The sequence below is a fragment of the Pseudomonas sp. PB105 genome (assembly GCF_009764655.1).
GTDB classification, from domain to species: Bacteria; Pseudomonadota; Gammaproteobacteria; order Pseudomonadales; family Pseudomonadaceae; genus Aquipseudomonas; species Aquipseudomonas cyclaminis.
Genome location: NZ_RWIO01000061.1, coordinates 49,805 through 75,344, shown reverse-complemented (window position 1 = coordinate 75,344; position 25,540 = coordinate 49,805). Strand labels below are relative to the sequence as shown.

The window sequence follows — 25,540 nt, the reverse complement described above, 5'->3', positions numbered from 1 at the left end:
CATTGTAACGCAAAATTCCAGCCGGGTGCTCAGGCGGCTGCTACCTGGACCGGAACCCCATTGAGCGCAGCGTTGCCCGATAACTCATCCAACTGCCGTTCGTCGGTCAAATCATTCGCACTCGCCCCCGGTTGCGCACTGGCAATGCTCATCTGCACGCCTGGTCGGCCATGGCCCCAGCCATGTGGCAGGCTGACGACACCGGGCATCATCTCCAGGCTGGCCAGCACTTGCACCTCGATCATGCCGATGCGCGAACTCACGCGCACCCGCTGACCGTTACTCAGTTGCCGGCTGACCAGATCATCGGGATGCATCAACAATTGATGCCGGGGCTTGCCCTTCACCAGGCGATGATAGTTATGCATCCAGGAATTATTGCTGCGCACATGCCGACGGCCGATCAGCAGCAGTTCGCCAGGCCCAGGCAGCGGCTGCGCTGCGAAGCGCGCCAGGTCAGCAAGAATCACCGCTGGCGCAGCCTGCACCGTGCCATCTGCAGTTTTCAGTCGCGCAGCGAGATTGGGCTGCAAAGGCCCCAAATCCACACCATGGGGATGATCGGCCAGCATCGCCACCGACAGCTTACGACTGGACCCATCACCGTACGCCCCGGCACGTAGTCCAAAGTCGATCATCTTGGCCGGCGGCATCGTCGGTTTAAGCACCGCCCCTGTCTGCGCCGCAAAGGCCGTGGCCAGGCCGACGAAAATTTCCCAGTCATGCAACGCCCCAGCAGGCTTGGGCAGGATCGCGCGGTTGAAACGGGTGACGTTACGCACCGCAAACATGTTGAAGGTGGTGTCGTAGTGATCGTTTTCCAGCGCGGAGGTGGACGGCAGGATCAGATCGGCATAGCGCGTCGTTTCGTTGATGTAGAGGTCGACGCTGACCATGAACTCCAACCCGTCCAGCGCCTGCTCCAACTGGCGACCATTGGGCGTCGACAGCACCGGATTGCCCGCCACGGTGATGAGTGCGCGGATCTGTCCTTCGCCTTCGGTAAGCATTTCTTCAGCCAGGGCTGACACCGGCAACTCGCCACCGTACTCCGGACGCCCGGAAACCCGGCTCTGCCAGCGGTTGAAATGCCCGCCACCGGTCGACGCCACCAGGTCCACCGCAGGTGAGGTGCACAAAGCGCCGCCGACCCGGTCCAGATTGCCGGTGACCAAGTTGATCAATTGCACCAACCAATGGCACAGCGTGCCAAACGCCTGGGTCGACACGCCCATGCGCCCGTAACACACGGCCTTGTCCGCGGCGGCAAAGTCCCGCGCCAATTGGCGGATCTGCTCGGCGGGCACCGCACACTGGCGGCTCATGGCCTCGGCAGTAAACCCAGCGATCGCACGGCGTACGTCCTCAAGACCTTCCACCGGTAAATGGCTGGTGCGTGTCAGGCCCTCAGTAAACAAGGTGTTGAGCACGCCAAACAACAGCGCCGCATCGCCGCCCGGCCGTACGAACAGGTGCTGGTCAGCCATGGCCGCCGTCTCACTGCGCCGAGGGTCAACCACCACGACTTTGCCGCCCCTGGCCTGAATGGCCTTGAGGCGCTTCTCCACATCCGGCACCGTCATGATGCTGCCGTTGGACGCCAGCGGGTTGCCGCCCAGGATCAACATAAAGTCGGTATGGTCGATGTCCGGGATCGGCAGCAGCAAACCATGGCCGTACATCAGGTGGCTGGTGAGGTGATGGGGCAACTGATCCACCGAGGTCGCGGAAAACCGATTGCGCGTCTTGAGCAAGCCGAGGAAGTAGTTGCTGTGGGTCATCAGCCCATAGTTGTGCACACTGGGGTTGCCCTGATACACCGCCACCGCATTCTGCCCGTGGCGGGCCTGGATGCCGGCCAGCCGCTCGGCTACAAGCGCAAAGGCCTCGTCCCACGGGATCGGCTGCCATTCGCTGCCCACCCGCAACATGGGCTGGTGGAGGCGGTCCGGGTCATTCTGAATATCCTGCAACGCCACCGCCTTGGGGCAGATGTGACCCCGACTGAACGTGTCCAGCGCGTCGCCCTTGATCGAGGTGATCGCCAGGCTGCCGTCTTCGGCTTGGGTGGTTTCCAGGGTCAGGCCACAAATGGCTTCACACAGATGGCAAGCACGGTGGTGGAGAGTCTTGGTCATGGCCAGTCTCTTTATAGGGGCTTTGATCTGACTATGGGCCGCGACCATGACGGGCGCCAGCATCGTTCGTCCCGTGAATCGCCGGCCATCAGGCCAAGCCATGACCAAGCATGAGCAAATGTTACGAAACCCCGCCCACAGCCTCCGAAACCGACCCAGCCTGATCCAAGCCCGCCCCCGCGCATTGCAAAAGGTTGCGACGCCAGTGTACAAATGGCCCGCTGCTGTCAGGAATTCGTCTTCAAAAGCGCTCTCGCGCCCTTCTTGAACACCCCTAAAAACGTAGCCCTATTGGTAAGACGCGACATTTAATGTCAATATCGCGCCTTCCCCTATTTCGTCGCCCCGTGCGGCTTTCGCCGCAGGTCTCGCCCGTTGTCACAATAAACAAGGCTTTGAGTATCTGCGGTCTGTTGCAAAAAGGTAGTTAATGATGAGCGCAAGGCACTTTCTCTCCCTGATGGATTGCACGCCCGAAGAGCTGGTCAGCGTGATCCGTCGAGGCATTGAGCTTAAAGACCTGCGTAACCGCGGCGTACTGTTCGAGCCTTTGAAAAACCGCGTTCTCGGCATGATTTTCGAGAAGTCGTCGACCCGCACCCGTGTGTCCTTTGAAGCCGGCATGATCCAGTTGGGTGGCCAAGCTATCTTTCTGTCCTCGCGCGACACTCAATTGGGCCGTGGCGAACCAGTCGCCGACAGCGCCCGTGTCATGTCGCGCATGCTCGATGCGGTGATGATCCGCACATTTGCCCATAGCACCGTTACCGAATTTTCCGCCAACTCACGGGTTCCGGTGATCAACGGCCTGTCCGATGACCTGCACCCCTGCCAGTTGCTGGCTGACATGCAGACGTTCCTGGAACATCGCGGCTCGATCCAAGGCAAAACCGTGGCCTGGATCGGCGACGGCAACAACATGTGCAACAGCTATATAGAAGCGGCGATTCAGTTCGACTTCCAGTTGCGCATTGCCTGCCCGGAAGGCTACGAGCCGGATGCGCGCTTCCTGGCGCTGGCTGGCGATCGCGTCACCCTCGTGCGCGACCCACGTGAAGCCGTACTCGGCGCGCATCTGGTCAGCACCGACGTCTGGACCTCCATGGGCCAGGAAGACGAAACCACCAAGCGCCTGGCCCTGTTCGCACCGTTCCAGGTGAACCGTGCGTTGCTCGACCTGGCTGCGCCGGATGTGCTGTTCATGCACTGCCTGCCCGCCCACCGGGGTGAAGAAATCAGCCTCGACCTGCTTGACGATGAGCGTTCGGTCGCCTGGGACCAGGCCGAAAACCGTCTGCACGCCCAGAAGGCCCTGCTCGAATTCCTCGTCCCACCGTCGTACCACCACGCATGAGCCAGCCCCTTCTGCTGAACCTGCGCAATCTGGCATGCGGCTATCAAGATCAACGGGTGGTGCAGAACCTCAATCTGCACCTCAACGCGGGTGATATCGGTTGCCTGCTCGGTTCCTCGGGCTGCGGCAAAACCACCACCTTGCGTGCCATTGCAGGCTTTGAGCCAGTGCACGAAGGCGAAATCAGCCTGGCGGGCGAAGTGATCTCCAGTGCCGGTTTTACCCTGGCACCGGAGAAACGTCGCATCGGTATGGTGTTTCAGGACTACGCGCTGTTTCCCCACCTCAGCGTGGCCGACAACATCGCGTTCGGTATCCGCAAGCATCCGCAAAAGGACCGCGTAGTCGCCGAGCTGCTGGAGCTGGTCAACCTGAAGAACCTAGGCAAGCGCTTCCCCCACGAACTGTCCGGCGGCCAGCAGCAACGTGTCGCCCTCGCCCGCGCCCTCGCCCCGGAGCCGCAACTGCTGCTGCTGGACGAACCCTTCTCCAACCTCGATGGCGAACTGCGGCGCAAGCTCAGCCATGAGGTGCGCGACATCCTCAAGGCACGCGGCACCAGTGCGATCCTGGTCACCCATGATCAGGAAGAAGCCTTCGCCGTCAGCGATCAAGTGGGTGTGTTCAAGGAAGGCCGGCTGGAGCAGTGGGACACGCCCTACAACCTCTACCACGAACCGCAGACACCTTACGTCGCGAGTTTTATCGGCCAGGGTTATTTCATTCGTGGCCAACTGAGCTCGCCCGAATCCGTCAGCACCGAACTGGGTGACCTGCGCGGCAATCGCGCCTACACCTGGCCGACCGGCGGCGCGGTGGATGTGCTGCTGCGCCCGGATGACATCGTCTATGCGCCGGACAGCGCGTTGAAAGCACGGATCGTCGGCAAGACGTTCCTCGGCGCATCGACCTTGTACCGCTTGCAACTGCCGACTGGCGCGCAACTGGAATCGATTTTCCCCAGCCATGCCGATCATCAGGTAGGGGCGGATGTGGGGATTCGCGTGGCGGCTGAACATCTGGTGCTGTTTCAGGCCTCGGGCAGCGTTGCCGCGCAGATCCCTCAAGCCGAATCCGGCGTACGACGCCACAGCCCGACCTGAAAACACAGAGAACACATGTGGGAGGGAGCTTGCCCCCTCCCACATTGGAGTTCACCGGAGCCTGAGATTACTCCCTGCCAATCGGCGCGAACTTGGCCTGGGTGTGTTCAGCCAGCACCTGCGCCGACAGCTCCACCTCCAGCCCCCTTCTGCCCGCACTGACAAAAATCGTTGCAAACGGCGGCGCCGTCACATCGATAAATGTGCGCAGACGCTTCTTCTGCCCCAGCGGGCTGATGCCTCCCAACAGGTAGCCGGTAGAACGCTGGGCCGCAGCCGGGTCGGCCATTTCTACTTTTTTCACCCCCGCCGCCTGCGCCAAGGCTTTCAAGTCCAGACTTCCGACGACCGGCACCACCGCCACCAATAATTCGCCCTTTTCACTGCTGGCTAATAAGGTCTTGAACACTTGCGCCGGGTCTAGGCTCAATTTCTCTGCGGCTTCCAGACCATAGGAAGCGGCCTTGGGATCGTGTTCATAACTGTGGATGCGATGTTCGGCGCGAACTTTTTTCAACAAATCCAATGCGGGGGTCATGACGTCTCCGGCGGTGGCTAACAGATGGCCAATTCTAGGCCAAGCCCACGTAAAACGCTCTAGTGCGCACCTCTCTCCAGCCGATAGTCCGTGGAGCAAGCATGATCATTCATCAAACCCATAGTTAGAAAGTGACTGACCGTTCACTTTCGACCTTTGACAGCGGTCATTCTTGTCTATATTTTTTCGCTTACGAACACTGTACGAATATTCCTACAGCGCTCCAGCAGTAAGCCGTGCCTTGGATGGGGATCCTCGTCACGGTGAAAATCGCGCAACCGTCCGTTGAGGCGGTGCGCCAGACAAGAACAACAATCGAGGTTTTCCATGACAACTGCTCTTCAACAGCCTTCACTTTCGAGCCAATGCATGGCCGAATTCCTGGGGACTGCGCTTCTGATCTTCTTCGGTACAGGATGTGTCGCTGCGCTCAAGGTCGCGGGTGCCAGCTTTGGTCTGTGGGAAATCAGCATTATCTGGGGGATCGGCGTCAGCATGGCGATCTACCTGAGCGCCGGTATTTCCGGGGCTCACCTCAATCCAGCCGTCAGCATCGCCCTGTGCCTTTTCGCCGATTTCGAAAAGCGCAAACTGCCTTTCTATATCCTTGCCCAAGTGGCCGGCGCGTTCTGCTCCGCTGCGCTGGTGTACACGCTCTACAGCAATCTGTTTTTCGATTACGAACAAACCCACCATCTGGTGCGCGGTACCCAGGCCAGCCTGGAATTGGCCTCAGTGTTCTCCACGTATCCACATGCCCTGCTGAGTACTGCACAGGCGTTCCTGGTGGAAATGGTCATCACCGCCATCCTGATGGGCGTGATCATGGCCCTGACCGATGACAACAATGGCTTGCCACGCGGCCCGTTGGCTCCGCTGCTGATCGGCCTGCTGATTGCAGTGATTGGCAGTGCCATGGGGCCGTTGACCGGCTTTGCGATGAACCCGGCGCGGGATTTCGGGCCCAAGCTGATGACCTTTTTCGCGGGTTGGGGTGAAATGGCCTTTACTGGCGGGCGCGATATTCCTTACTTCCTCGTACCCGTTTTCGCGCCGATTGTCGGCGCATGCCTGGGTGCTGCGGCCTATCGCGGGCTGATTGCCCGTCATCTGCCGAGCGCCGCACCTGCTGTAGCTGAAACCCAAGACACCGCCGTCACTGGCGAAACCCGTATTTCCTGATAACACCGCCTGGTCCCTACTGCCCTTTTAGTGGCCCAGGCTGTTGATCCACTCCCTTATTTCTCGTCCAAGGCAATCGACATGACCGACATTCAGAATAAGAACTACATCATTGCCCTTGATCAGGGCACCACCAGTTCGCGGGCGATCATCTTTGATCGTGACGCTAACGTGGTCTGCACCGCCCAGCGTGAATTCGCTCAGCACTACCCGCAAGCTGGCTGGGTCGAACACGATCCGATGGAAATCTTCGCCACCCAGAGCGCGGTCATGGTCGAAGCCCTGGCCCAGGCTGGTCTGCACCATGACCAGGTCGCCGCCATCGGTATCACTAACCAGCGTGAAACCACCGTGGTGTGGGACAAAATCACCGGCCGCCCGATCTACAACGCCATCGTCTGGCAATGTCGCCGCAGCACCGAGATCTGCCAGCAGCTCAAGCGTGACGGCCACGAACAGTACATCAGCGACACCACCGGCCTGGTCACCGACCCGTACTTCTCCGGCACCAAGCTCAAGTGGATCCTCGATAACGTCGAAGGCAGCCGCGAGCGCGCACGCAACGGCGAGCTGCTGTTCGGCACCGTGGACAGCTGGCTGATCTGGAAATTTACCGGCGGCAAGACCCACGTCACCGATTACACCAACGCGTCACGCACCATGCTCTTCAACATCCACACGTTGGAGTGGGACGCGAAGATGCTGGAGATCCTCGACGTTCCGCGCGAAATGCTGCCGGAAGTGAAATCCTCCTCGGAAATCTATGGCCGCACCAAAAGCGGCATTGCCATTGGCGGTATTGCCGGTGACCAGCAAGCGGCGCTGTTCGGCCAGATGTGCGTGGAAGCCGGCCAGGCCAAGAACACCTACGGCACCGGCTGCTTCCTGCTGATGAACACCGGCGACAAAGCGGTGAAATCCAAGCACGGCATGTTGACCACCATCGCCTGCGGCCCGCGTGGCGAAGTGGCTTACGCCCTGGAAGGCGCGGTCTTCAACGGTGGTTCCACCGTGCAGTGGCTGCGCGATGAACTGAAGATCATCGCCGACGCCACCGACACCGAATACTTCGCCGGCAAGGTCAAGGACAGCAATGGTGTGTATCTGGTCCCAGCCTTCACCGGCCTGGGCGCTCCGTACTGGGACCCCTACGCCCGTGGCGCGCTGTTCGGCCTGACCCGTGGCGTACGTGTTGATCACATTATTCGTGCAGCCCTGGAGTCGATTGCCTACCAGACCCGCGACGTTCTCGACGCCATGCAGCAGGACTCCGGCGAACGCCTCAAAGCCCTGCGTGTGGACGGCGGCGCGGTCGCCAACAACTTCCTGATGCAGTTCCAGGCCGACATCCTCGGCACCCAGGTCGAGCGCCCGCAAATGCGCGAGACCACGGCATTGGGCGCCGCCTACCTGGCAGGCCTGGCCTGTGGTTTCTGGGGCAGCCTGGACGAGTTGCGTGGCAAGGCGGTGATCGAGCGCGAATTCGAACCACAGCTGGATGAAGCGGCCAAAGAGAAACTCTACGCCGGATGGCAAAAAGCCGTCAGCCGCACCCGCGATTGGGAACCGCACGAAGGCGCCGAATAAGCCAAGCGCCGGTTGTAACTGGTCGGGAGCAGATTCCTGCGTCATCATGGGCCACTTTTGTATGGCAGCCCAAAGGACGCCCCATGAATCTGCCTCCCCGCCAACAACAAATCCTCGAACTGGTCCGCGAACGCGGCTACGTGAGTATCGAGGAAATGGCGCAGTTGTTCGTTGTCACCCCGCAAACCATCCGCCGCGATATCAACCAGCTGGCGGACGCCAATCTGCTGCGCCGCTACCACGGCGGCGCAGCCTATGACTCCAGCGTTGAAAACACCGCGTACGCCATGCGTGCCGACCAGATGCGCGACGAGAAACAGCGCATCGGCGAAGCCATCGCCGCGCAAATCCCCGATCACGCCTCGCTGTTCATCAATATCGGCACCACGACCGAGTCCATCGCCCGTGCGCTGCTCAATCACAACCACCTGAAAATCATCACCAACAACCTCAACGTCGCCACCATGCTCAGCGCCAAGGATGACTTCGACGTGCTGCTGACCGGCGGTAACGTAAGGCGTGACGGCGGCGTGGTGGGCCAGGCCAGCGTGGACTTCATCAACCAGTTCAAGGTCGATTTTGCCTTGGTCGGTATCAGCGGCATTGATGAAGACGGCAGCCTGCTGGATTTCGATTACCAGGAAGTCAGGGTTTCCCAAGCAATCATCGCCAATGCGCGCCAGGTGATCCTGGCGGCCGACTCCAGCAAATTCGGGCGCAACGCCATGATTCGCCTGGGGCCGATCAGCCTGGTGGACTGTTTGGTGACCGACCAGCAGCCGGTGCCGGCGTTGGTGCAGTTGCTCAATGAGCATAAGGTTCGGCTGGAAGTCGTGTAGCGCCTGCAACACCGCCATCGGGGGCAAGCCCCCTCCCCCCTTTGAATGTGCACACCGATCAAAATGTGGGAGGGGGCTTGCCCCCGATTGCGATCTATCCGACACCCACCCTCCAAGAATCATGTTCACAATTCTTCCTTTCCCTACCCTTTGATGAGTTTTTTCAATCAAAGTCGGGTGGCTGTGCCCGCGTTTATCAGCTACCATTTTCGCAAATGAACATTTATGTTCGAATTCAAAGACGAAAAAATCGCGAGGCCAGCCGATGAACCCTTCCACCTTGCCTGCCCCACCGCTTGCCGAAATCTATGACGTTGCCGTGATCGGCGGCGGGATCAACGGCGTCGGCATAGCAGCGGACGCAGCCGGTCGCGGTTTGTCGGTGTTCCTTTGCGAAAAGGACGACCTGGCCAGCCACACCTCCTCCGCCAGCAGCAAGCTGATCCACGGTGGCCTGCGCTACCTGGAGCATTACGAATTCCGCCTGGTGCGTGAAGCGCTGGCCGAACGTGAAGTGCTGCTGGCCAAGGCCCCGCACATCGTCAAGCAGATGCGCTTTGTATTGCCGCACCGCCCGCATCTGCGCCCGGCGTGGATGATCCGCGCAGGCCTGTTCCTGTACGACCACCTGGGCAAGCGTGAAAAGCTCGCCGGCTCCAAAAGCCTCAAGTTCGGCGCCGACAGCCCGTTGAAAAGCGAAATCACCAAGGGTTTCGAGTATTCCGACTGCTGGGTCGATGACGCCCGCCTGGTCGTACTCAACGCCATGGCCGCCCGTGAAAAAGGCGCGCACATCCACACCCAGACCCGTTGCATCAGCGCACACCGCAGCAACGGCATGTGGGACATGAACATGGAACGCGCCGATGGCAGCCTCTTCTCGATCCGCGCCCGCGCGCTGGTGAACGCCGCTGGCCCGTGGGTCGCCAAATTCATCAAGGACGACCTGAAGCTGGATTCGCCCTACGGCATCCGCCTGATCCAGGGCAGCCACCTGATCGTGCCGAAACTGTACGAGGGCGCCCACGCGCACATCCTGCAGAACGAAGACCAACGCATCGTTTTTACCATTCCGTACCTGAACCACCTGACCATCATCGGCACCACTGACCGCGAATACACCGGCGACCCGGCGAAAGTGGCGATCACCGAAGGTGAAACCGACTACATGCTCAAGGTGGTCAACGCACACTTCAAGAAGCAACTGAGCCGCGATGACATCGTCCACACCTACTCAGGCGTGCGTCCGCTGTGCAACGACGAGTCGGATAACCCATCGGCCATCACCCGCGACTACACCTTGTCACTGTCTGGTGGTTCGGGCGAGGCGCCGATCCTGTCGGTGTTTGGCGGCAAGCTGACCACCTATCGCAAGCTTGCCGAGTCGGCGATGGCGCAATTGGCCCCGTACTTCACCCAGATGCGCCCGAGCTGGACCGCCAAGGCCAGCCTGCCGGGCGGCGAACACATGACCACGCCAGAAGCGCTGGCCGAAGCGATTCGTAGCAAATTCGACTGGGTGCCAAGCGAAATCGCACGCCGCTGGTCCACCACCTACGGCAGCCGCAGCTGGCGCCTGCTGGAGGGCGTGCAATCGCTGGCCGACCTCGGCGACCACCTGGGTGGTGGCCTGTATACCCGCGAAGTCGACTACCTGTGTGCTGAAGAATGGGTGACCCAACCGCAGGACGTGCTGTGGCGCCGCACCAAGCTTGGCCTGTTCACCACCCCGCAAGAGCAGGACAACCTGCAACGCTATCTGTCCCAGGTTGAGCAGAACCGCAGCAAGACCCAGGCGGCCTGACAGACGCATCGTACAAAAGCCCCTGCGCCGTGAGGCCCAGGGGCTTTTTTATGCTGGCCAGATCATTCGGTTTTCCGAACGCGACACCCCGGCCTAGTCGGTTTGCCGGATTAAACAGTTACATATTTACCGTCACACAAAGTTAATAACCATATAAATCAACCAGTTAAGCTTTTACGCCTGGCCTGGCACGACTCATGCTCTACACTCTTGGACGATTGCCTGGGACGCCTCAGGAGCCGTCAAGGGCATTCGCTGTACAAGAGAGCCGTCTAACTGGCTTCATAAAAAAAACAAATGTCGAGGAAGTATTGATGCGCATCGTTCCCCATATCCTGGGCGCAGCTGTCGCTGCTGCTCTGATCAGCACTCCAGTTTTTGCCGCCGAACTCACCGGCACACTGAAGAAAATCAACGACTCCGGCACCATCACCCTCGCTCACCGCGACAGCTCCATTCCGTTTTCCTACATCGCGGATGGTTCGGGCAAACCCGTTGGTTACTCCCACGACATTCAAGTGGCTGTCGTTGAGCAACTGAAAAAAGACCTGAACAAGCCCGACCTGAAGACCAAGTACAACCTGGTCACTTCGCAAACCCGTATCCCGCTGATCCAGAACGGCACTGCGGACCTTGAGTGCGGCTCCACCACCAACAACACCGAGCGCGCCCAGCAAGTCGACTTCACCGTCAACATCTTCGAAATCGGCACCCGCCTGCTGGTCAAGAAAGACAAGGAAGGCAAGCCGTCCTACGCTGACTTCGCTGACCTCAAAGGCAAGAACGTCGTGACCACCGCCGGCACCACGTCCGAGCGCATCATCAAAGCGATGAACGCCGACAAGCAGATGGGCATGAACGTCATCTCCGCCAAAGACCACGGCGAATCCTTCCAGATGCTCGAAAGCGGCCGCGCCGTTGCGTTCATGATGGACGACGCCCTGCTGGCCGGTGAAGAAGCCAAGGCCAAGAAGCCGGACGACTGGGTCATTACCGGTACTCCGCAGTCCTTCGAAGCCTACGCTTGCATGGTTCGCAAAGGCGACCCGGACTTCAAGAAAGCCGTGGATGACGCCATTGTCGCCCTGTACAAGTCCGGCGAGATCAACAAGATCTACGCCAAATGGTTCGAAAGCCCGATCCCACCGAAAGGCCTGAACCTGAACTTCCCGATGAGCGACAAAGTCAAGGATCTGATCGCTAACCCTAGCGACAAACCAGCGCCAGAAGTAAAAATCTGATACCTGACTAAGCTTATGTCCTGAGGGAGCCAACCCTCCCTCAGGCGTCTGTAATTACCTGCTGGCTTTAACTTGGAACACTCGACCTGGCGGTTTTCGAGCCGATCGCGTGTGCCTGGCGTTCATCGTCAGGTGGGAATGGATCTTCCCCAAGCGGGTGCTTGTACATCGATCGACTTCGAGGGGAGACCCTAATGAATTACAACTGGGACTGGGGCGTGTTCTTCAAGTCCACCGGCGTGGGCAGCGAGACTTATCTCGACTGGTACATCGCCGGCCTGGGCTGGACCATTGCCATCGCTGTCGTGGCGTGGATTATCGCCTTGCTGCTGGGCTCCGTTCTGGGGGTCATGCGCACGGTGCCGAACCGCCTCGTATCGGGCATCGCGACCTGCTACGTGGAACTGTTTCGTAATGTGCCGCTGCTGGTTCAGCTGTTCATCTGGTATTTCCTGATACCCGACCTGCTGCCGCAAAACCTGCAGGACTGGTACAAACAGGACCTCAACCCGACCACCTCGGCCTACCTGAGCGTCGTCGTGTGCCTGGGCCTGTTCACCGCTGCCCGTGTGTGTGAGCAAGTGCGCACCGGCATCCAGGCGCTGCCACGTGGCCAAGAGGCCGCTGCGCGCGCCATGGGCTTCAAGCTGCCGCAGATCTACTGGAACGTGCTGCTGCCCCAGGCCTACCGCATCATCATTCCGCCGCTTACCTCGGAATTCCTCAACGTGTTCAAGAACTCTTCCGTGGCGTCCTTGATCGGCTTGATGGAACTGCTGGCGCAAACCAAACAGACCGCCGAGTTCTCGGCCAACCTGTTTGAAGCCTTCACCCTGGCCACGCTGATCTACTTCACCCTGAACATGAGCCTTATGCTGCTGATGCGTGTGGTCGAGAAGAAAGTCGCGGTGCCCGGCCTGATCTCCGTGGGGGGTAAATAATGGAACTCGATTTCAGCGGCATCATCCCCGCCATCCCGGGCCTGTGGAACGGCATGGTCATGACCCTGCAGTTGATGGTCATGGGCGTGATCGGCGGCATCGCACTGGGGACGATCCTGGCGCTGATGCGCCTGTCGTCCAGCAAACTGCTGTCGCGCGTGGCCGGCGCCTACGTGAACTACTTCCGCTCGATCCCGCTGCTGCTGGTGATCACCTGGTTCTACCTGGCGGTGCCGTTCGTGTTGCGCTGGATCACCGGCGAAGACACCCCGATCGGTGCGTTCACCTCCTGCGTCGTGGCCTTCATGATGTTCGAAGCCGCGTACTTCTGTGAGATCGTGCGGGCCGGCGTGCAGTCGATCCCCAAGGGCCAGATGGGCGCAGCACAAGCGATGGGCATGACCTATGGCCAGACCATGCGCCTGATCATCCTGCCCCAGGCGTTCCGCAAGATGACCCCGTTGCTGCTGCAACAGAGCATCATCCTGTTCCAGGACACCTCGCTGGTCTACACCGTGGGCCTGGTGGACTTCCTCAACTCCGCCCGCTCCAACGGCGACATCATCGGCCGCTCCAATGAGTTCCTGATCTTTGCCGGTGTCGTCTACTTCATCATCAGCTTTTCCGCCTCGCTGCTGGTCAAGCGTCTGCAAAAAAGGTTTGCCGTATGATCTCTATCAAGAACATCAACAAGTGGTATGGCGACTTCCAGGTGCTGACCGATTGCAGCACTGATGTCAAAAAAGGCGAAGTGATCGTGGTGTGCGGGCCTTCGGGCTCGGGTAAGTCCACGCTGATCAAGTGCGTCAACGCGCTGGAACCCTTTCAGAAGGGCGACATCGTGGTCGACGGCACCTCCATCGCCGACCCGAAGACTAACCTGCCGAAATTGCGTTCGCGCGTGGGCATGGTGTTCCAGCACTTCGAACTGTTCCCGCACCTGACCATCACCGAAAACCTGACCATCGCGCAGATCAAGGTCCTGGGCCGCAGCAAGGAAGAAGCCACCAAGAAAGGCCTGCAACTGCTGGAGCGCGTCGGCCTGTCGGCGCACGCCCACAAGCACCCCGGCCAACTCTCCGGTGGCCAACAGCAACGTGTGGCGATTGCCCGCGCCCTGGCCATGGACCCGATCGTCATGCTGTTCGACGAACCGACCTCGGCCCTGGACCCGGAAATGGTCAACGAAGTGCTGGACGTGATGGTGCAACTGGCCCATGAAGGCATGACCATGATGTGCGTGACCCACGAAATGGGTTTCGCCCGTAAAGTCGCCGACCGCGTGATCTTCATGGACGCCGGCAAGATCATCGAAGACTGCCCGAAAGAAGAATTCTTCGGCGACATCAGCGCCCGCTCCGAGCGTGCACAGCACTTCCTTGAGAAAATCCTGCAGCACTAAGCCCTACACAGCTGCCACTGTAGGAACATGGCCAATGTGGGAGGGGCTTGCCCTCTCCCACATTGGATCGCGCAGGCCGGTAAGCTCTGGTTGACCCAAGGCATCTGTGATGAAATGCGACCCCAACCAATTTCGCGCCGCACCGCCATCACTTGCCGTGAAGCCTCGTCTGATTCGCCAACTGTTCCTGCCGCCGTTGATCGTCGCCCTGATGATCGGCCTGGGTTATATCGGCTTCTGGATCAGCGAGTACTACGGCATCCGCACCCTCAGCGACACCGGCGAACGCCAGTTGGAGCTGCATGCCCGCACCGTCGAAAGTGAACTCAGCAAATACACCTACCTGCCCAGCCTGCTGGAGCTGGAGACCAGCGTCTCGCAGTTGCTCGCCGACCCGAGCCAGGAAACCCGTAAAAGCGTCAACGATTACCTCGAAGGCCTGAACCGACGCAGTCGCAGTCGGGCCATTTATGTGATGGACACCACCGGCCGGGTGCTGGCCACCAGTAACTGGCGCGATGCCGACAGTTATCAGGGCGAAGACCTGTCCTTCCGCGCCTATTTCCAGAACGCCGTGCGCGGCCAGCCCGGACGTTTCTACGGCATCGGCAGCACCAACGGCGAACCCGGCTATTACCTGGCCCACGGCCTGGAAGAGCACGGCAAGATCATCGGCGTCGCAGTGGTCAAGGTGCGTCTCGAAGCCCTGGAAGAACGCTGGCAACGTGCGCGCCTGGAAGCGTTCGTCAGCGACGAGAACGGCATCATCATTCTCTCCAGCGACCCGGCCCGCCGCCTCAAGGCCGTGCGCCCGCTGAGCGATGAGACCAAGGATCGCCTGGCCCACAGCCTGCAATATTACTGGGCAACACTGAACGAGCTGGAACCGCTGGCCCGTGAACGCCTGAACGAAGGCACCGAAAAACTGACCTTCCCGGCCAACAGCGAGGTGGTCAACGACGAACACGAAGTCAGCTACCTGGCGCAAACCCGCCCGCTCTACGACACGCCGTGGAATTTCACCCTGCTCACCCCGCTCAATGACCTGCGCCGCGCAGCGATCAACCAGGGCATCCTGGTGGCTGTGGCCTTTGGCCTGGTGGCTTTCCTGCTGATCGCCTGGAACGAGCGGCGCAAGGTCATCGCCACCCGCCTCGCCGCGCGTGAAGCGCTGCAGGAAGCCAACAGCCAGTTGGAACGTCGGATTGCCGAACGCACCGCCGACCTGCGTGCCAGCAATGAACGGCTCAAGGGCCAGATCCGCGAACGGCGCCAGGCCGAAGAGACCCTGCGTCGCGCCCAGGATGAGCTGGTGCAGGCCGGCAAACTGGCGGCCATCGGCCAGATGTCCACCAGCATCGCCCACGAATTGAACCAACCGCTGGCGGCGTTGCGCACCTTGTCCGGCAACACTGTGCGCTTCCTGGAGCGCGGCGCCCTGGACACCGCCAGCGCCAACCTCAAGACCATCAACGAACTGATCGACCGCATGGGGCGCATCACCGCCAGCCTGCGCTCCTTTGCCCGGCGCGGTGATGACCAGGGCGAAGCCAACCTCGCCAAGGCGGTGGACGCCGCGTTCCAGGTACTGGGCGCACGCCTGGACAGCCTGGCACTGACGGTGCACCGCGACTTCGCTGCGGCCCAACTGCAGATCGACCAGACGCGCCTGGAGCAGATCCTGGTCAACCTGATCGGCAACGCCCTCGACGCCATGCAGGCCCAACCCACCCCTGAACTGTGGCTGGAAGGCAGCGTTGCCGAAGGCAAATACCGCCTGTATGTGCGCGACAACGGCCACGGCATCGACGCCGAGGCGCGCAAGCATTTGTTCGAACCGTTCTTCACCACCAAGCCCGGCGAGCAAGGCCTGGGCCTGGGCCTGACCCTGTCCGCCAGCCTCGCGGCGGCCACCGGCGGCAACCTCGCCGTGGAACACCCGGCCAGTGGTGGTACTGCCTTTGTCCTGAGCCTGCCATTGGTGGGCGCTCAAAAAGCTGAGTCGACATGAATATTGATCCTCAAGACCTCACCGTGCTGATCGTCGAAGACGACCCCCATGTGCTGCTCGGCTGCCAGCAGGCGCTGGCGCTGGAAGATATTCCCAGCGTCGGCGTAGGCAGTGCCGAAGAGGCGTTGAAGCGCATCGGCGAGAACTTCGCGGGCATCGTGATCAGCGACATCCGCCTGCCGGGCATCGACGGCCTGGAGCTGCTGACCCGCGTCAAGGCCCTGGATAAAAGCCTGCCGGTGGTGCTGATTACCGGGCACGGCGATATTTCCATGGCCGTCGGCGCCATGCGCAACGGCGCGTACGATTTCATGGAAAAGCCCTTCTCTCCCGAACGCCTCGTGGATGTCGCCCGGCGTGCCCTGGAGCAACGCGCACTGGCGCGGGAAGTCTGGTCACTGCGCCGTCAGTTGGCCGAACGCGACTCCCTGGAAGGCCGCATCATCGGCCGCTCCCCGGCCATGCAGAACCTGCGCGAGCTGATCGCCAACGTCGCCGACACCTCGGCCAACGTGCTGATCGAAGGCGAGACCGGCACCGGCAAGGAGCTGGTCGCCCGCTGCCTGCATGATTTCAGCCGGCGTCACTCGCACCAGTTCGTCGCGCTCAACTGCGGCGGCCTGCCCGAAAACCTGTTCGAAAGCGAGATTTTCGGCCATGAAGCCAACGCTTTCACCGGCGCCGGCAAACGCCGTATCGGCAAAATCGAACACGCCCATGAAGGCACGCTGTTCCTCGATGAAGTGGAAAGCATGCCGATCAACCTGCAGATCAAATTGCTGCGGGTCTTGCAGGAACGCACCCTGGAACGCCTGGGTTCGAACCAGAGCGTGGCGGTGGATTGCCGAGTGATCGCCGCCACCAAGTCCGACCTCGACGAACTGAGCCGCGCCAGCCAGTTCCGCAGTGACCTGTACTACCGCCTCAACGTGGTCACCCTGGAACTGCCGCCTTTGCGCGAGCGCCGGGAAGACATCCTGCAACTGTTCGAACACTTCCTGCAGCAGTCGTCCCTGCGCTTCGACCGCAGCGTGCCGGAGCTGGACAACCAGACCTTGTCGAGCCTGATGAGCCACGACTGGCCCGGCAACGTGCGTGAACTGCGCAACGTCGCCGAACGCTTCGCCCTCGGCCTGCCCGCCTTCAAGAAGAGCGGCGCCGGCAGCGGCAACCAGGGCGTGGCCTTCACCGAGGCGGTGGAAGCGTTTGAGCGCAACCTGCTCAGCGACGCCCTGCAACGCAGCGGCGGCAACCTGACCCAGGCCAGCCAGGAGCTGGGGATGGCCAAGACCACGCTGTTCGACAAGGTCAAGAAATACGGGTTGAGTCACTGATGGATCTATTCCTGAAGGCCGCCCTTGGCGCGGCGGTGGTACTGATCCTGGCCGCGCTGGCCAAGACCAGGAACTATTACATCGCGGGGTTGGTGCCGCTGTTTCCAACCTTTGCGCTGATCGCCCATTACATCGTCGGCAAGGGCCGTTCGGTGGACGATTTGAAGACCACGATCCTGTTCGGGATGTGGTCGATCATTCCGTACTTTGTGTATTTGGCGACGTTGTATGTGCTGGTGGATCGGATGCGGTTGGAGGCGTCATTGGCCTTGGCGGCGGTAGCGTGGTTGATGGCGGCGACGGTGCTGGTCAGCGTCTGGGTGCGCCTCCACACCTGACACACCACAGTCAAAATGTGGGAGGGGGCTCGCCCCCGATAGCGGCGTGTCAGTCACCTTATCTTTAACTGACCCACTGCCATCGGGGGCAAGCCCCCTCCCACATTTTTTATCCCGGTTGGGTCAGCGGACTATTTTGTCGACTTGAATGCCCAGCTTCTTGAGGCGATACCAAAAGCTGCGCTCGGAAATCCCGATCTTCGCCGCCGCCGCAGCCTGCACCCCGTTGCTCTCGTGCAACGCCGCCAGTATGTAGGCCTTCTCCACCTCCGCCAGCGCCGCATCCAGGTCCTGGGGAATCCCCGGTCCATCGCTGAGGATCGCCGTCACGCCGCCCTCGCCCGGCTTCGACGCAAACAGATACCCCGGCAAATCTATATCCTCGATCACCGGCGACGCCGCCACGATGGTCGCGCGCTCCACGCAGTTTTGCAGCTCGCGGATATTGCCCGGCCAGTGATACGCCGCCATGGCCTGCAACGCCTCGGGGCTGAAGCCGGTGATGCGTTTGCCGGCGGTGGCGCTGAGGCTGTGGGCGAAGTGACGCGCCAGCGGGGCGATGTCTTCCACGCGCTCGCGCAGGGCCGGTAACGGGATCGGGAACACGTTGAGGCGGTAATACAGGTCTTCGCGAAACTCCTTATTGGCTACCGCTTCCAGCAGGTTCTTGTTGGTGGCCGCGATCACCCGCACGTCGACTTTGCGTTCGCGAGGGTCGCCCACCGGCTCGATGACCCGCTCCTGCAAGGCGCGCAGGATCTTGGCCTGCAACGCCAAAGGCATATCGCCGACTTCATCGAGGAACAGCGTGCCTTTGTCGGCCTGCATGAAGCGCCCTACCCGGTCCGCGACTGCGCCAGTGAACGCGCCCTTGCGGTGGCCGAACATTTCGCTTTCCAGCAACCCTTCCGGGATCGCCGCGCAGTTGACCGCCACGAAAGGTTTGTCGGCACGGCTGCCGTGCTTGTGGATGGCACGGGCGACCATTTCCTTGCCGGTGCCGCTTTCGCCGGTCAGCAGGATGGTGGCGCTGCTGTCACGTACCGAGTCCACCGCTTGCAACACCGTGCGAAACGCCGGGCTGTCGCCCACCAGGCTGTCGAACTGCGCATGCTCATCCAGCTCGGCGCGCAGGCGTGCGTTGTCGCGCATGATGTCGCGAAACTGCAACGCCTTGCTGACGGTGATGTCCAGCTCATCGATATCGAACGGCTTGGCGATGTAGTCATAGGCGCCGTTGCGCATCGACTGCACCGCATTTTTCACCGTGCTGTAGGCGGTCATCACGATCACCGGCACGTGGGGGTAGCGCACCTTGATCTCCGCCAGCAGCGCCGGCCCGTCCATGCCCGGCATGCGCCAGTCGCTGATCACCAGGTCAATGTCTTCCTGCTCCAGCAACTTGAGCGCATGCAGGCCGTTACCGGCGATAAATACCTGGATGCCGTTCTGACTCAGGGCCGACGCCAGCAGGTCACAGAGCTTGGGTTCGTCGTCGACCACCAGAATGTTATGCGTCATGACTGTCCTCGTCGTATTCGCCCATCGCCGGAATGTACAGGCTGAAGGTGGCGCCAGCATCTTTCTCGCTGGCGCATTCGATGCTGCCGTCGTGACTTTCCATGATCGAATAGACTTTGGCCAGGCCCAGGCCGGTACCTGAGGCCTTGGTGGTCACGAATGGCGTAAAGATGCGCTCGACCATCTCTGCTGCAATGCCCTGGCCGGTATCGGCAATGCTGATAACGGTGTGGTCGTTCACTGTGCGAATCCCCAGCGTCAGGCGCCCGCCGTCGGGCATCGCGTCGATGGCGTTGAGAATAAGGTTGAGGCACGCCTGTTTAAGCTGCTTTGCATCCGCGTAGATCGTCGCGCCCGGTGCCTGGTCGTCGATCTGCGTATCAATGTTATGTGTCGCCAGTTCCGGCGCGCAGAAGCCGAGGATCTCCTCCACCAGCGCACGCACCGGCTGCACCACCCGTAGCGGCGGGTTGGGCTTGGCGAAGTCGAGGAACTCGGTGATCAGGTCGTTGATGCGGCTGACTTCACTGATCACGTATTCCAGGTGGCGCTTGTCGGTGTCCGGCAGGTCGGCGCGGCGGTGCAACAACTGGGTGGCGGTCTTGATGATGCCCAGCGGGTTGCGGATCTCGTGGGCAAGGCCCATGGCGACTTCACCCAACGCGTGCAGGCGGTCACGTCGGCGCAGTTGGGCCTCAAGGTGATGCAACTCGCCAAGGCGCTCGGTCATATGGTTGAAGGTGCTGCTCAACTGCGCCAGCTCATCGCCGCCGCTGACCGCCACGCGGTGCGTGTAATTGCCCGAGATCACCGCCCCCACGCCTTCGGACAAATCCCGCAGCGGCCGGGTCAGGCGCCGCGACACCAGCACCCCCGCCGCCAGCGACAGCGCCGAGCTGACCAGGAAAATCAGCACGAACAGGTTGCTCTGGTTGACCAGCCCCATCAGGCTGCTATGGCGCAGCAGACCGCTGAAGATCACGCCTTGCAAATCGCCGGCATCGTTGAAGATCGGCCAGTACAAACCGCTGTAGTTATTGGTGAACTGCTCGCTGGGCTGGCGAGTGGCGCGCATGGCGGTTTCGACAGTCTTGGGGATGCGCGACGGGTGATCCTCAAAGCGCTGGGTCGAGAAGATTTCCGAGAACCCCTCCGGGTTGGCCAGGTACAGGCGCAGGTCGAGGGAATGCACATCGGCCACGCTGGTCAGGAAACTGCTGTCCAGGTAGGTACCGACCAGCAGCAGGTAGTCGACGCCGTCCCGGCTGGTCTCGAAGGTGGAGACCACGATACCGGTGGTGGCCCCGCCCACCTTGACCGTTTGCAGCACCGTATTCTTGGCCAGGCTGATCTGCTGCACGATGTCATCGGCGGCGGTGGTGAACACCACTTTTCGATCACTGGCGCGGATCAGCGCCACCACGTCGATGTCCGTGGCATCAGCAATGTCGGCCGTCAGCCGGTCGTGTCGGGCGGCTTGCTTGTTGTCCGGCGGGCTGATGTAGCGCAGGAACAGCTTGGCCATGCGCGCGTTGTCGTGAAGGATGTCGCCGATCTCGTCCTTGACGATCTTGGTCGACTCTTGCAGCCAAATGCGCACGTTACTGTCGAAAATCTGCGACAGCGTGCTAGCGGCCAGTTCCGCCGCGATCATGGTGGGAACCACGCTGACCAACCAGAACGCCAGCACCAGCTTGCGCTGGACGCTCCAGCGCGAAATGGCAAAGGGGCGGGCTTTCTGGCGGGTCTTGGTGATCATCAGGTTTCGCTTATCGCAGCAGCCATGGCAGGGTCGGAACGATCCGGTCGAATAAACAGTTTTACCAACTTGAGCAGGCCGTTGACCAGCCGGTTGCGATGCCGGAAGAACACGCTGTTGCCCTGGAACTCGCAGCCCAGGCGCAGCTTACTGGCATACCCGGCCTGGCCGCACTCGTACAGCGCAATCTTGTGCTCAATACAGTAGTCGACGTTGGTCAGCCAACTGCGGAAATACAGGTTGTAGTCACGGGTAAACGCCACGTCATGCCCGAAAAACTTATCCACCAGCCGGTGCTCGTCCACCAGCATCAGGTTGAACGCCACCAACTGCGCGTCCACCCAGTAAAGCGCACACACCGCGCGCGATTCAAGGCGTTCGAGCACACCGGTGAAGTAGCTCGCAGGCAGGCGTTCGAACTGCAATTCGGCCCGTGTCAGCGTGGCTTCGTACAGGCGCATGACCTCAGGCAGCACGTCGTCGATATTGCGCCGCCATTCCACCCGTGGGCCGGGCGCGCGCAGTTTGCGGCGCAGGTCCTTGCGCGTGGATTTGCCCAGCGAGCCGAGGTAGGCGTCCACCGAACCATAGGGCAGCGGCAATACGCCGGTGGGCAGGCTCGGCATGGCCTGGAAACCGGCGGCGCGGCAGCTGTCGACCCAGTGCGGATCGTTGCTGGGTGCGTCCTTGACCGCCAACAGGCCGATGCCGAAATCATCGGCGTCGTGGCGCGCGGCTTGCAGCACATGCTTGAGCAACAGCGGGCGGCGCGACTCGGGCACGTGGCTGGCAAATCCGGCATCACAGCGCTCGGCCACCGGCGAGCCGATGGCGTACAGCCCCAACTGCAAGACGCCGGGCCACAGCCGCTCCAGGCGTTCGGTCAAGCGCTTGCCGGCGCCGGACACCGTGGTGTCGAGGCGGTAATGGGTGATGAACGCGGGCGCGACCGCCACCAGGGTTCCATCTTCGTAAACCGCCAGGTAGCGCCATTGGAAATCATCGATGGCGGCGTTTTCCACGGCGACGTAATAGTCCCAGTCCTCCAGGGCACCCGGAAAACAATCGTTCCATGCACTGCGCTGGAGGGCCCGGATGGTGGGGAAGGCTTGGGTGGTGATCACATTGGCTTCCAACTGGAGTTGTTGTGGTGAAAAGAGTGTGTGTGGTGAGCGGGCTTGTCGAATCGTCGCACCGCCCGCGCTGGGTGGCGAAGCAGCCCCAATCCAGGTAATGAGTTTCTCCAGCTAGACCGCAATGGCAGGTTTTGGGGCGGCTTCGCCACCCAGCGCAGGGCAAGCCTGCTCACCACAACAGCCCTGCTCACCACAACAGCCCCGCTCACCACAACAACCCGGTTCACCACAACAGCACTGCTCACCACAGGAAACTTGCCGGCTGATGAAGTCAGCACTCAACTCAATCACCCGCCGGTATTGCAGGTCGACGGTGATCATGTGGTAGCAGTTGTCCAGCAGGATCTTGGTCACCGGCCCACCAAGGTGGCGCTCCACGTAATCGGCGTTCCAGCGGCTGGTGATGTCGTCCTCGATGGAGTGCAGCACCAGCGCCGGCACGTTGATCCGGGGCATGCGTTTCTTGACCACCGCGTTCATCCAGTGCAACTCGCGCACGGTCACGCCTTCCATGGTCAACAACCCCGCTTCGCTGCTCTCGCCTTCCTTCATCTGCCGCTCGACGATCGCCCGCAGCCGTTCATTCTTGATGCCGTACGGCGGCTTCTCGGTGAAGCGGAACAAGCGCACGCCGAAAGGAATGCGGATCAGCAACGGCGTGATAAACGCCATTTTGCTGATGCTCCAACCGTCGTACTTCAAGGTGGTGGAATACATCAGCAGGCCGGCGACCTGGCCCGGATGCTCGGAGGCCAGGTACATCGACATCACCGCGCCCATGGACAAGCCACCGACAAACACCTGCGCGTGCCGCTGCTTGATCTGTACAAACGTCTTGCGCACGCCTTCATACCAGTCACGCCAGCCAGTGGCCTGCAGGTCACTGTTATCACCGCAGTGCCCGGCCAGGGTGGGCACGTACACCGTGCAATTGCCCGCCTTGGCCAGGCCCTTGGCGACCTGGCGCAGTTCGGTCGGAGTGCCGGTCAGGCCGTGGATCAACAGGATCCCGACCGGACCTTCACCGAGAACGAAGCCGGCATCACCTTCGCCGAGGTCGATCTCTGCCCGGCTCACCGCGTGGTCGCTCGCACCAGCAGTTGCTCAAGCAGCTTCAAGCCGAGGTCGATTTCCGGGTAGCTGATTTCCAGTGACGGCGCGAGGGTGATCACGTTCTTGTAGTAACCACCCACGTCGAGGATCAGGCCGAGTTTCTGGCCATCCACCACCATGTCGCCCTTCATGCCTTCTTCGACCATGTAGTCCAGGGTCGCCTTGTCCGGCGTGAAGCCGTCCGGGCCGCAGATTTCGCAGCGCAGCGCCAGGCCCAGGCCGTCGACATCGCCGATGATCGGGAAGCGCTTCTGCAAATCCTGCAGGCCTTCCAGAAAGTATTTGCCCTTGGCCATGACCATTGCGCCGTAGTCGACTTCGTTGGTCATCTTGAACATTTCCAGGCCCACCGCCGTGCCCAACGGGTTGGAGGCAAAGGTGGAGTGGGTCGAGCCTGGCGGGAAGATCTTCGGGTTGATCAGCTCTTCACGGGCCCAGATGCCACCCAGTGGGTTGAGGCCGTTGGTCAGGGCCTTGCCGAACACGATCACATCCGGCTGCACGTCGAAGTGCTCAATCGACCACAGCTTGCCGGTGCGGTAGAAGCCCATCTGGATTTCGTCGGACACCATCAGAATGCCGTGCTGGTCGAGCACGTGCTTGAGCTCACGGTAGAAGTTCATCGGCGGGATCACGTAGCCGCCGGTGCCCTGGATCGGCTCGACGTAAAATGCTGCATATTCGCACTGGTTGGTTTTCGGGTCCCAGACGCCGTTGTATTCGGTCTCGAACAGACGTGCGAATTGCTGCACGCATTGGCTGCCGTACTCTTCTTTCGTCATGCCTTTGGGGCCACGGAAGTGGTACGGGAACGGGATAAAGTTGGCGCGCTCGCCGAAGTGGCCATAGCGGCGACGGTAGCGAAAACTGGAGGTGATCGACGACGCGCCGAGGGTGCGCCCGTGGTAACCGCCTTCGAAGGCGAACATCAGGCTTTTGCCGTTGCTGGCGTTACGCACCACTTTCAGCGAATCCTCGATGGACTGCGAACCGCCGACATTGAAGTGCACGCGCCCGTCCAGCCCGAACTTGTTCTTGGCGTCCACCGCGATCATTTCCGACAGCTCGATCTTGCCCTTGTGCAGGTACTGGCTGGCGATTTGCGGCAGGGTATCGATCTGCTGTTTCAGCGCGTTGTTCAGGCGCGGGTTGGCATAACCGAAGTTGACCGCCGAGTACCACATTTGCAGGTCGAGGTAGGCTTGGTCTTCGGTGTCCCATACGTAGGAGCCTTCGCAGCGGCTGAAAATACGCGGCGGCTCGATGTAGTGGACGGTGTCGCCGTAGGAGCAGTACTTGGCTTCTTTATCCAGGAGGATCTGGTCTTCGGCGGTAGCGATGCGGATATCAGACATGGTGGAAAATTTCCTGTGTGTCGGCAGTGAAGGAGGTCGCGTTGGCGGCAATGCCCTGAGGCAGTTGCGCGAGCAGCGCAGGCACTTGGGCAAAGCTGTCGAAGCGCGCATGGGGAATCTGGTGGGCGACGCAGTACTCGGCGAGGCTGCCCTTGGCGAACACGAAGTCGGCGGTGGAGGCCACGCACATGTCGGACTTGCCGTCGCCGATCACCAGCACGCGCTTGTTGCGCGGCGTGGATTTGCACTTGCAGTTGCCGGACGCGGCGCGGCAGGCGTCGCTGGAATACGGGAAGTCGATGCGCCAGCTGTTCTGGTCGACCTGGCGCAGCCGGTTGGCGAGGATCGGCAGCAAGGTCACGTAGTTGCGCGATAGGATCCGCGCAATGCCTTGCTCGATACCATCGCTGACCACTTCGATGGACGCGCCGAGGCCAATCACGTGATCGACGAAGTCCGGAAAGTCCGGGTCGATCTCGACGCTGTCGAAGTACGCCAGCAACTCGCTGGGGGTGGCCTTGATCAACGCCAGTTGGCGGCTCAGGCATTCGCGTGAACCGATATGCCCATCCAGCCATTGCTGCTCGATGGTTTCCCACTCGGGGCCGGCGAAGCGTTGGAGGACGTTGTCGATAACATCGGTGGGGGTGATGGTCCCGTCGAAGTCGCACACGATATGCCAGTCAATCATTGTGGTTACCTTGATGGAGTGCGCTGTCTGCGCGTTCACCAGGGGTAGAGCAGGGAGTGTGCCAAGTGGCTGAAGCCCAGCGGGGCTGGGCGCGAGAGGCGCAATGTGTCGTGGAAGCTACAATTTTTGTAGCTTGCTACAAACAAGATGAGT

Annotated in this window: 21 protein-coding genes; 13 read left to right on the top strand and 8 right to left on the bottom strand. The window is 61.0% G+C overall.

What is annotated here, in order from left to right; translation table 11 throughout:
• Positions 1 to 29: 29 nt before the first annotated feature.
• A complete protein-coding gene (locus EJD88_RS16110) occupies positions 30 to 2,138 on the bottom strand; it encodes a molybdopterin oxidoreductase family protein (protein ID WP_158878454.1) in 2,109 nt (702 codons plus the stop codon).
• Positions 2,139 to 2,571: 433 nt separating this feature from the next.
• On the opposite strand from EJD88_RS16110, the gene argF reads away from it, so the two are divergent.
• Positions 2,572 to 3,492 carry an ornithine carbamoyltransferase gene (gene argF / locus EJD88_RS16105; RefSeq protein ID WP_158878453.1) on the top strand — a complete coding sequence of 307 codons (921 nt, stop codon included), beginning with the start codon at positions 2,572 to 2,574 and terminating at the stop codon, positions 3,490 to 3,492.
• Positions 3,489 to 4,595, top strand: a complete 1,107-nt coding sequence (locus tag EJD88_RS16100) for an ABC transporter ATP-binding protein (protein WP_099583491.1) — start codon at positions 3,489 to 3,491, stop codon at positions 4,593 to 4,595. The genes argF and EJD88_RS16100 overlap by 4 nt, the downstream gene beginning before the upstream one ends.
• 67 nt (positions 4,596 to 4,662) lie before the next feature.
• On the opposite strand, the gene ybaK is transcribed toward EJD88_RS16100, so the two are convergent.
• Positions 4,663 to 5,133 (bottom strand): Cys-tRNA(Pro) deacylase, encoded by a 471-nt coding sequence (ybaK, locus tag EJD88_RS16095; RefSeq protein WP_158878452.1) that lies wholly within the window; start codon positions 5,131 to 5,133, stop codon positions 4,663 to 4,665.
• A 327-nt stretch (positions 5,134 to 5,460) separates the two neighbouring features.
• Here ybaK and EJD88_RS16090 point away from each other — a divergent pair, with 327 nt between their 5' ends.
• From EJD88_RS16090 to EJD88_RS16040, 11 genes are all read left to right on the top strand, one after another.
• Entirely contained in the window at positions 5,461 to 6,315 is an 855-nt protein-coding gene (locus EJD88_RS16090) for an MIP/aquaporin family protein (protein ID WP_099583493.1), read from the top strand.
• 81 nt (positions 6,316 to 6,396) lie between these two features.
• Positions 6,397 to 7,902, top strand: coding sequence for a glycerol kinase GlpK (gene glpK, locus EJD88_RS16085; RefSeq protein ID WP_017137034.1), 1,506 nt, complete (start codon positions 6,397 to 6,399; stop codon positions 7,900 to 7,902).
• Between the two features lie 83 nt (positions 7,903 to 7,985).
• Positions 7,986 to 8,741, top strand: coding sequence for a DeoR/GlpR family transcriptional regulator (locus EJD88_RS16080; RefSeq protein ID WP_017526345.1), 756 nt, complete (start codon positions 7,986 to 7,988; stop codon positions 8,739 to 8,741).
• 265 nt (positions 8,742 to 9,006) lie between these two features.
• The gene (glpD, locus tag EJD88_RS16075; RefSeq protein ID WP_158878451.1) at positions 9,007 to 10,545 is read left to right on the top strand and encodes a glycerol-3-phosphate dehydrogenase; all 1,539 of its coding nucleotides are present in this window, start codon (positions 9,007 to 9,009) and stop codon (positions 10,543 to 10,545) included.
• Positions 10,546 to 10,859: 314 nt separating this feature from the next.
• Positions 10,860 to 11,786, top strand: a complete 927-nt coding sequence (locus EJD88_RS16070; RefSeq protein WP_158878450.1) for a glutamate/aspartate ABC transporter substrate-binding protein — start codon at positions 10,860 to 10,862, stop codon at positions 11,784 to 11,786.
• A gap of 194 nt (positions 11,787 to 11,980) precedes the next feature.
• Positions 11,981 to 12,727: an amino acid ABC transporter permease gene (locus EJD88_RS16065; RefSeq protein ID WP_158878449.1), complete on the top strand. Its 747-nt coding sequence runs from the start codon at positions 11,981 to 11,983 to the stop codon at positions 12,725 to 12,727.
• Positions 12,727 to 13,398, top strand: a complete 672-nt coding sequence (locus tag EJD88_RS16060; RefSeq protein WP_158878448.1) for an amino acid ABC transporter permease — start codon at positions 12,727 to 12,729, stop codon at positions 13,396 to 13,398. Before EJD88_RS16065 ends, EJD88_RS16060 begins: the two co-directional genes overlap by 1 nt.
• Positions 13,395 to 14,129, top strand: coding sequence for an amino acid ABC transporter ATP-binding protein (locus tag EJD88_RS16055; protein ID WP_049709764.1), 735 nt, complete (start codon positions 13,395 to 13,397; stop codon positions 14,127 to 14,129). Before EJD88_RS16060 ends, EJD88_RS16055 begins: the two co-directional genes overlap by 4 nt.
• 109 nt (positions 14,130 to 14,238) lie before the next feature.
• A complete protein-coding gene (locus tag EJD88_RS16050; protein ID WP_112193742.1) occupies positions 14,239 to 16,140 on the top strand; it encodes an ATP-binding protein in 1,902 nt (633 codons plus the stop codon).
• A complete protein-coding gene (locus EJD88_RS16045) occupies positions 16,137 to 17,474 on the top strand; it encodes a sigma-54 dependent transcriptional regulator (RefSeq protein ID WP_158878447.1) in 1,338 nt (445 codons plus the stop codon). The genes EJD88_RS16050 and EJD88_RS16045 overlap by 4 nt, the downstream gene beginning before the upstream one ends.
• On the top strand, positions 17,474 to 17,812 hold the full coding sequence (locus tag EJD88_RS16040) for a GlpM family protein (RefSeq protein ID WP_112193739.1): 339 nt from the start codon (positions 17,474 to 17,476) through the stop codon (positions 17,810 to 17,812). Before EJD88_RS16045 ends, EJD88_RS16040 begins: the two co-directional genes overlap by 1 nt.
• 123 nt (positions 17,813 to 17,935) lie before the next feature.
• Here EJD88_RS16040 and EJD88_RS16035 read toward each other — a convergent pair whose 3' ends face one another.
• The 6 genes from EJD88_RS16035 to EJD88_RS16010 form a co-directional block, all read right to left on the bottom strand.
• Positions 17,936 to 19,333: a sigma-54 dependent transcriptional regulator gene (locus EJD88_RS16035; protein ID WP_158878446.1), complete on the bottom strand. Its 1,398-nt coding sequence runs from the start codon at positions 19,331 to 19,333 to the stop codon at positions 17,936 to 17,938.
• The gene (locus EJD88_RS16030) at positions 19,323 to 21,092 is read right to left on the bottom strand and encodes a HAMP domain-containing sensor histidine kinase (protein WP_158878445.1); all 1,770 of its coding nucleotides are present in this window, start codon (positions 21,090 to 21,092) and stop codon (positions 19,323 to 19,325) included. Before EJD88_RS16030 ends, EJD88_RS16035 begins: the two co-directional genes overlap by 11 nt.
• Complete coding sequence (locus tag EJD88_RS16025) at positions 21,092 to 22,216, bottom strand: GNAT family N-acetyltransferase (protein WP_158878444.1); 1,125 nt, start codon at positions 22,214 to 22,216, stop codon at positions 21,092 to 21,094. Before EJD88_RS16025 ends, EJD88_RS16030 begins: the two co-directional genes overlap by 1 nt.
• Before the next feature lie 123 nt (positions 22,217 to 22,339).
• Positions 22,340 to 23,305 carry a carboxylesterase gene (locus EJD88_RS16020; protein WP_158878443.1) on the bottom strand — a complete coding sequence of 322 codons (966 nt, stop codon included), beginning with the start codon at positions 23,303 to 23,305 and terminating at the stop codon, positions 22,340 to 22,342.
• On the bottom strand, positions 23,302 to 24,696 hold the full coding sequence (locus EJD88_RS16015) for an aspartate aminotransferase family protein (protein ID WP_158878442.1): 1,395 nt from the start codon (positions 24,694 to 24,696) through the stop codon (positions 23,302 to 23,304). The genes EJD88_RS16020 and EJD88_RS16015 overlap by 4 nt, the downstream gene beginning before the upstream one ends.
• Positions 24,689 to 25,387, bottom strand: coding sequence for an MtnX-like HAD-IB family phosphatase (locus tag EJD88_RS16010; RefSeq protein WP_112193731.1), 699 nt, complete (start codon positions 25,385 to 25,387; stop codon positions 24,689 to 24,691). The genes EJD88_RS16015 and EJD88_RS16010 overlap by 8 nt, the downstream gene beginning before the upstream one ends.
• Positions 25,388 to 25,540 lie beyond the last annotated feature (153 nt).

Excerpts from the sequence above, each read along its gene's own strand:
- EJD88_RS16100 (WP_099583491.1), top strand. The coding sequence starts at position 3,489 with ATGAGCCAGCCCCTTCTGCTGAACCTGCGCAATCTGGCATGCGGCTAT.
- EJD88_RS16045 (WP_158878447.1), top strand. The coding sequence starts at position 16,137 with ATGAATATTGATCCTCAAGACCTCACCGTGCTGATCGTCGAAGACGAC.
- glpD (WP_158878451.1), top strand. The coding sequence starts at position 9,007 with ATGAACCCTTCCACCTTGCCTGCCCCACCGCTTGCCGAAATCTATGAC.
- EJD88_RS16030 (WP_158878445.1), bottom strand. The coding sequence starts at position 21,092 with ATGATCACCAAGACCCGCCAGAAAGCCCGCCCCTTTGCCATTTCGCGC.
- EJD88_RS16040 (WP_112193739.1), top strand. The coding sequence starts at position 17,474 with ATGGATCTATTCCTGAAGGCCGCCCTTGGCGCGGCGGTGGTACTGATC.
- EJD88_RS16010 (WP_112193731.1), bottom strand. The coding sequence starts at position 25,387 with ATGATTGACTGGCATATCGTGTGCGACTTCGACGGGACCATCACCCCC.
- EJD88_RS16015 (WP_158878442.1), bottom strand. The coding sequence starts at position 24,696 with ATGTCTGATATCCGCATCGCTACCGCCGAAGACCAGATCCTCCTGGAT.
- argF (WP_158878453.1), top strand. The coding sequence starts at position 2,572 with ATGAGCGCAAGGCACTTTCTCTCCCTGATGGATTGCACGCCCGAAGAG.
- EJD88_RS16070 (WP_158878450.1), top strand. The coding sequence starts at position 10,860 with ATGCGCATCGTTCCCCATATCCTGGGCGCAGCTGTCGCTGCTGCTCTG.
- EJD88_RS16050 (WP_112193742.1), top strand. The coding sequence starts at position 14,239 with ATGAAATGCGACCCCAACCAATTTCGCGCCGCACCGCCATCACTTGCC.
- EJD88_RS16110 (WP_158878454.1), bottom strand. The coding sequence starts at position 2,138 with ATGACCAAGACTCTCCACCACCGTGCTTGCCATCTGTGTGAAGCCATT.
- EJD88_RS16080 (WP_017526345.1), top strand. The coding sequence starts at position 7,986 with ATGAATCTGCCTCCCCGCCAACAACAAATCCTCGAACTGGTCCGCGAA.
- EJD88_RS16065 (WP_158878449.1), top strand. The coding sequence starts at position 11,981 with ATGAATTACAACTGGGACTGGGGCGTGTTCTTCAAGTCCACCGGCGTG.
- glpK (WP_017137034.1), top strand. The coding sequence starts at position 6,397 with ATGACCGACATTCAGAATAAGAACTACATCATTGCCCTTGATCAGGGC.
- ybaK (WP_158878452.1), bottom strand. The coding sequence starts at position 5,133 with ATGACCCCCGCATTGGATTTGTTGAAAAAAGTTCGCGCCGAACATCGC.
- EJD88_RS16060 (WP_158878448.1), top strand. The coding sequence starts at position 12,727 with ATGGAACTCGATTTCAGCGGCATCATCCCCGCCATCCCGGGCCTGTGG.
- EJD88_RS16090 (WP_099583493.1), top strand. The coding sequence starts at position 5,461 with ATGACAACTGCTCTTCAACAGCCTTCACTTTCGAGCCAATGCATGGCC.
- EJD88_RS16055 (WP_049709764.1), top strand. The coding sequence starts at position 13,395 with ATGATCTCTATCAAGAACATCAACAAGTGGTATGGCGACTTCCAGGTG.
- EJD88_RS16035 (WP_158878446.1), bottom strand. The coding sequence starts at position 19,333 with ATGACGCATAACATTCTGGTGGTCGACGACGAACCCAAGCTCTGTGAC.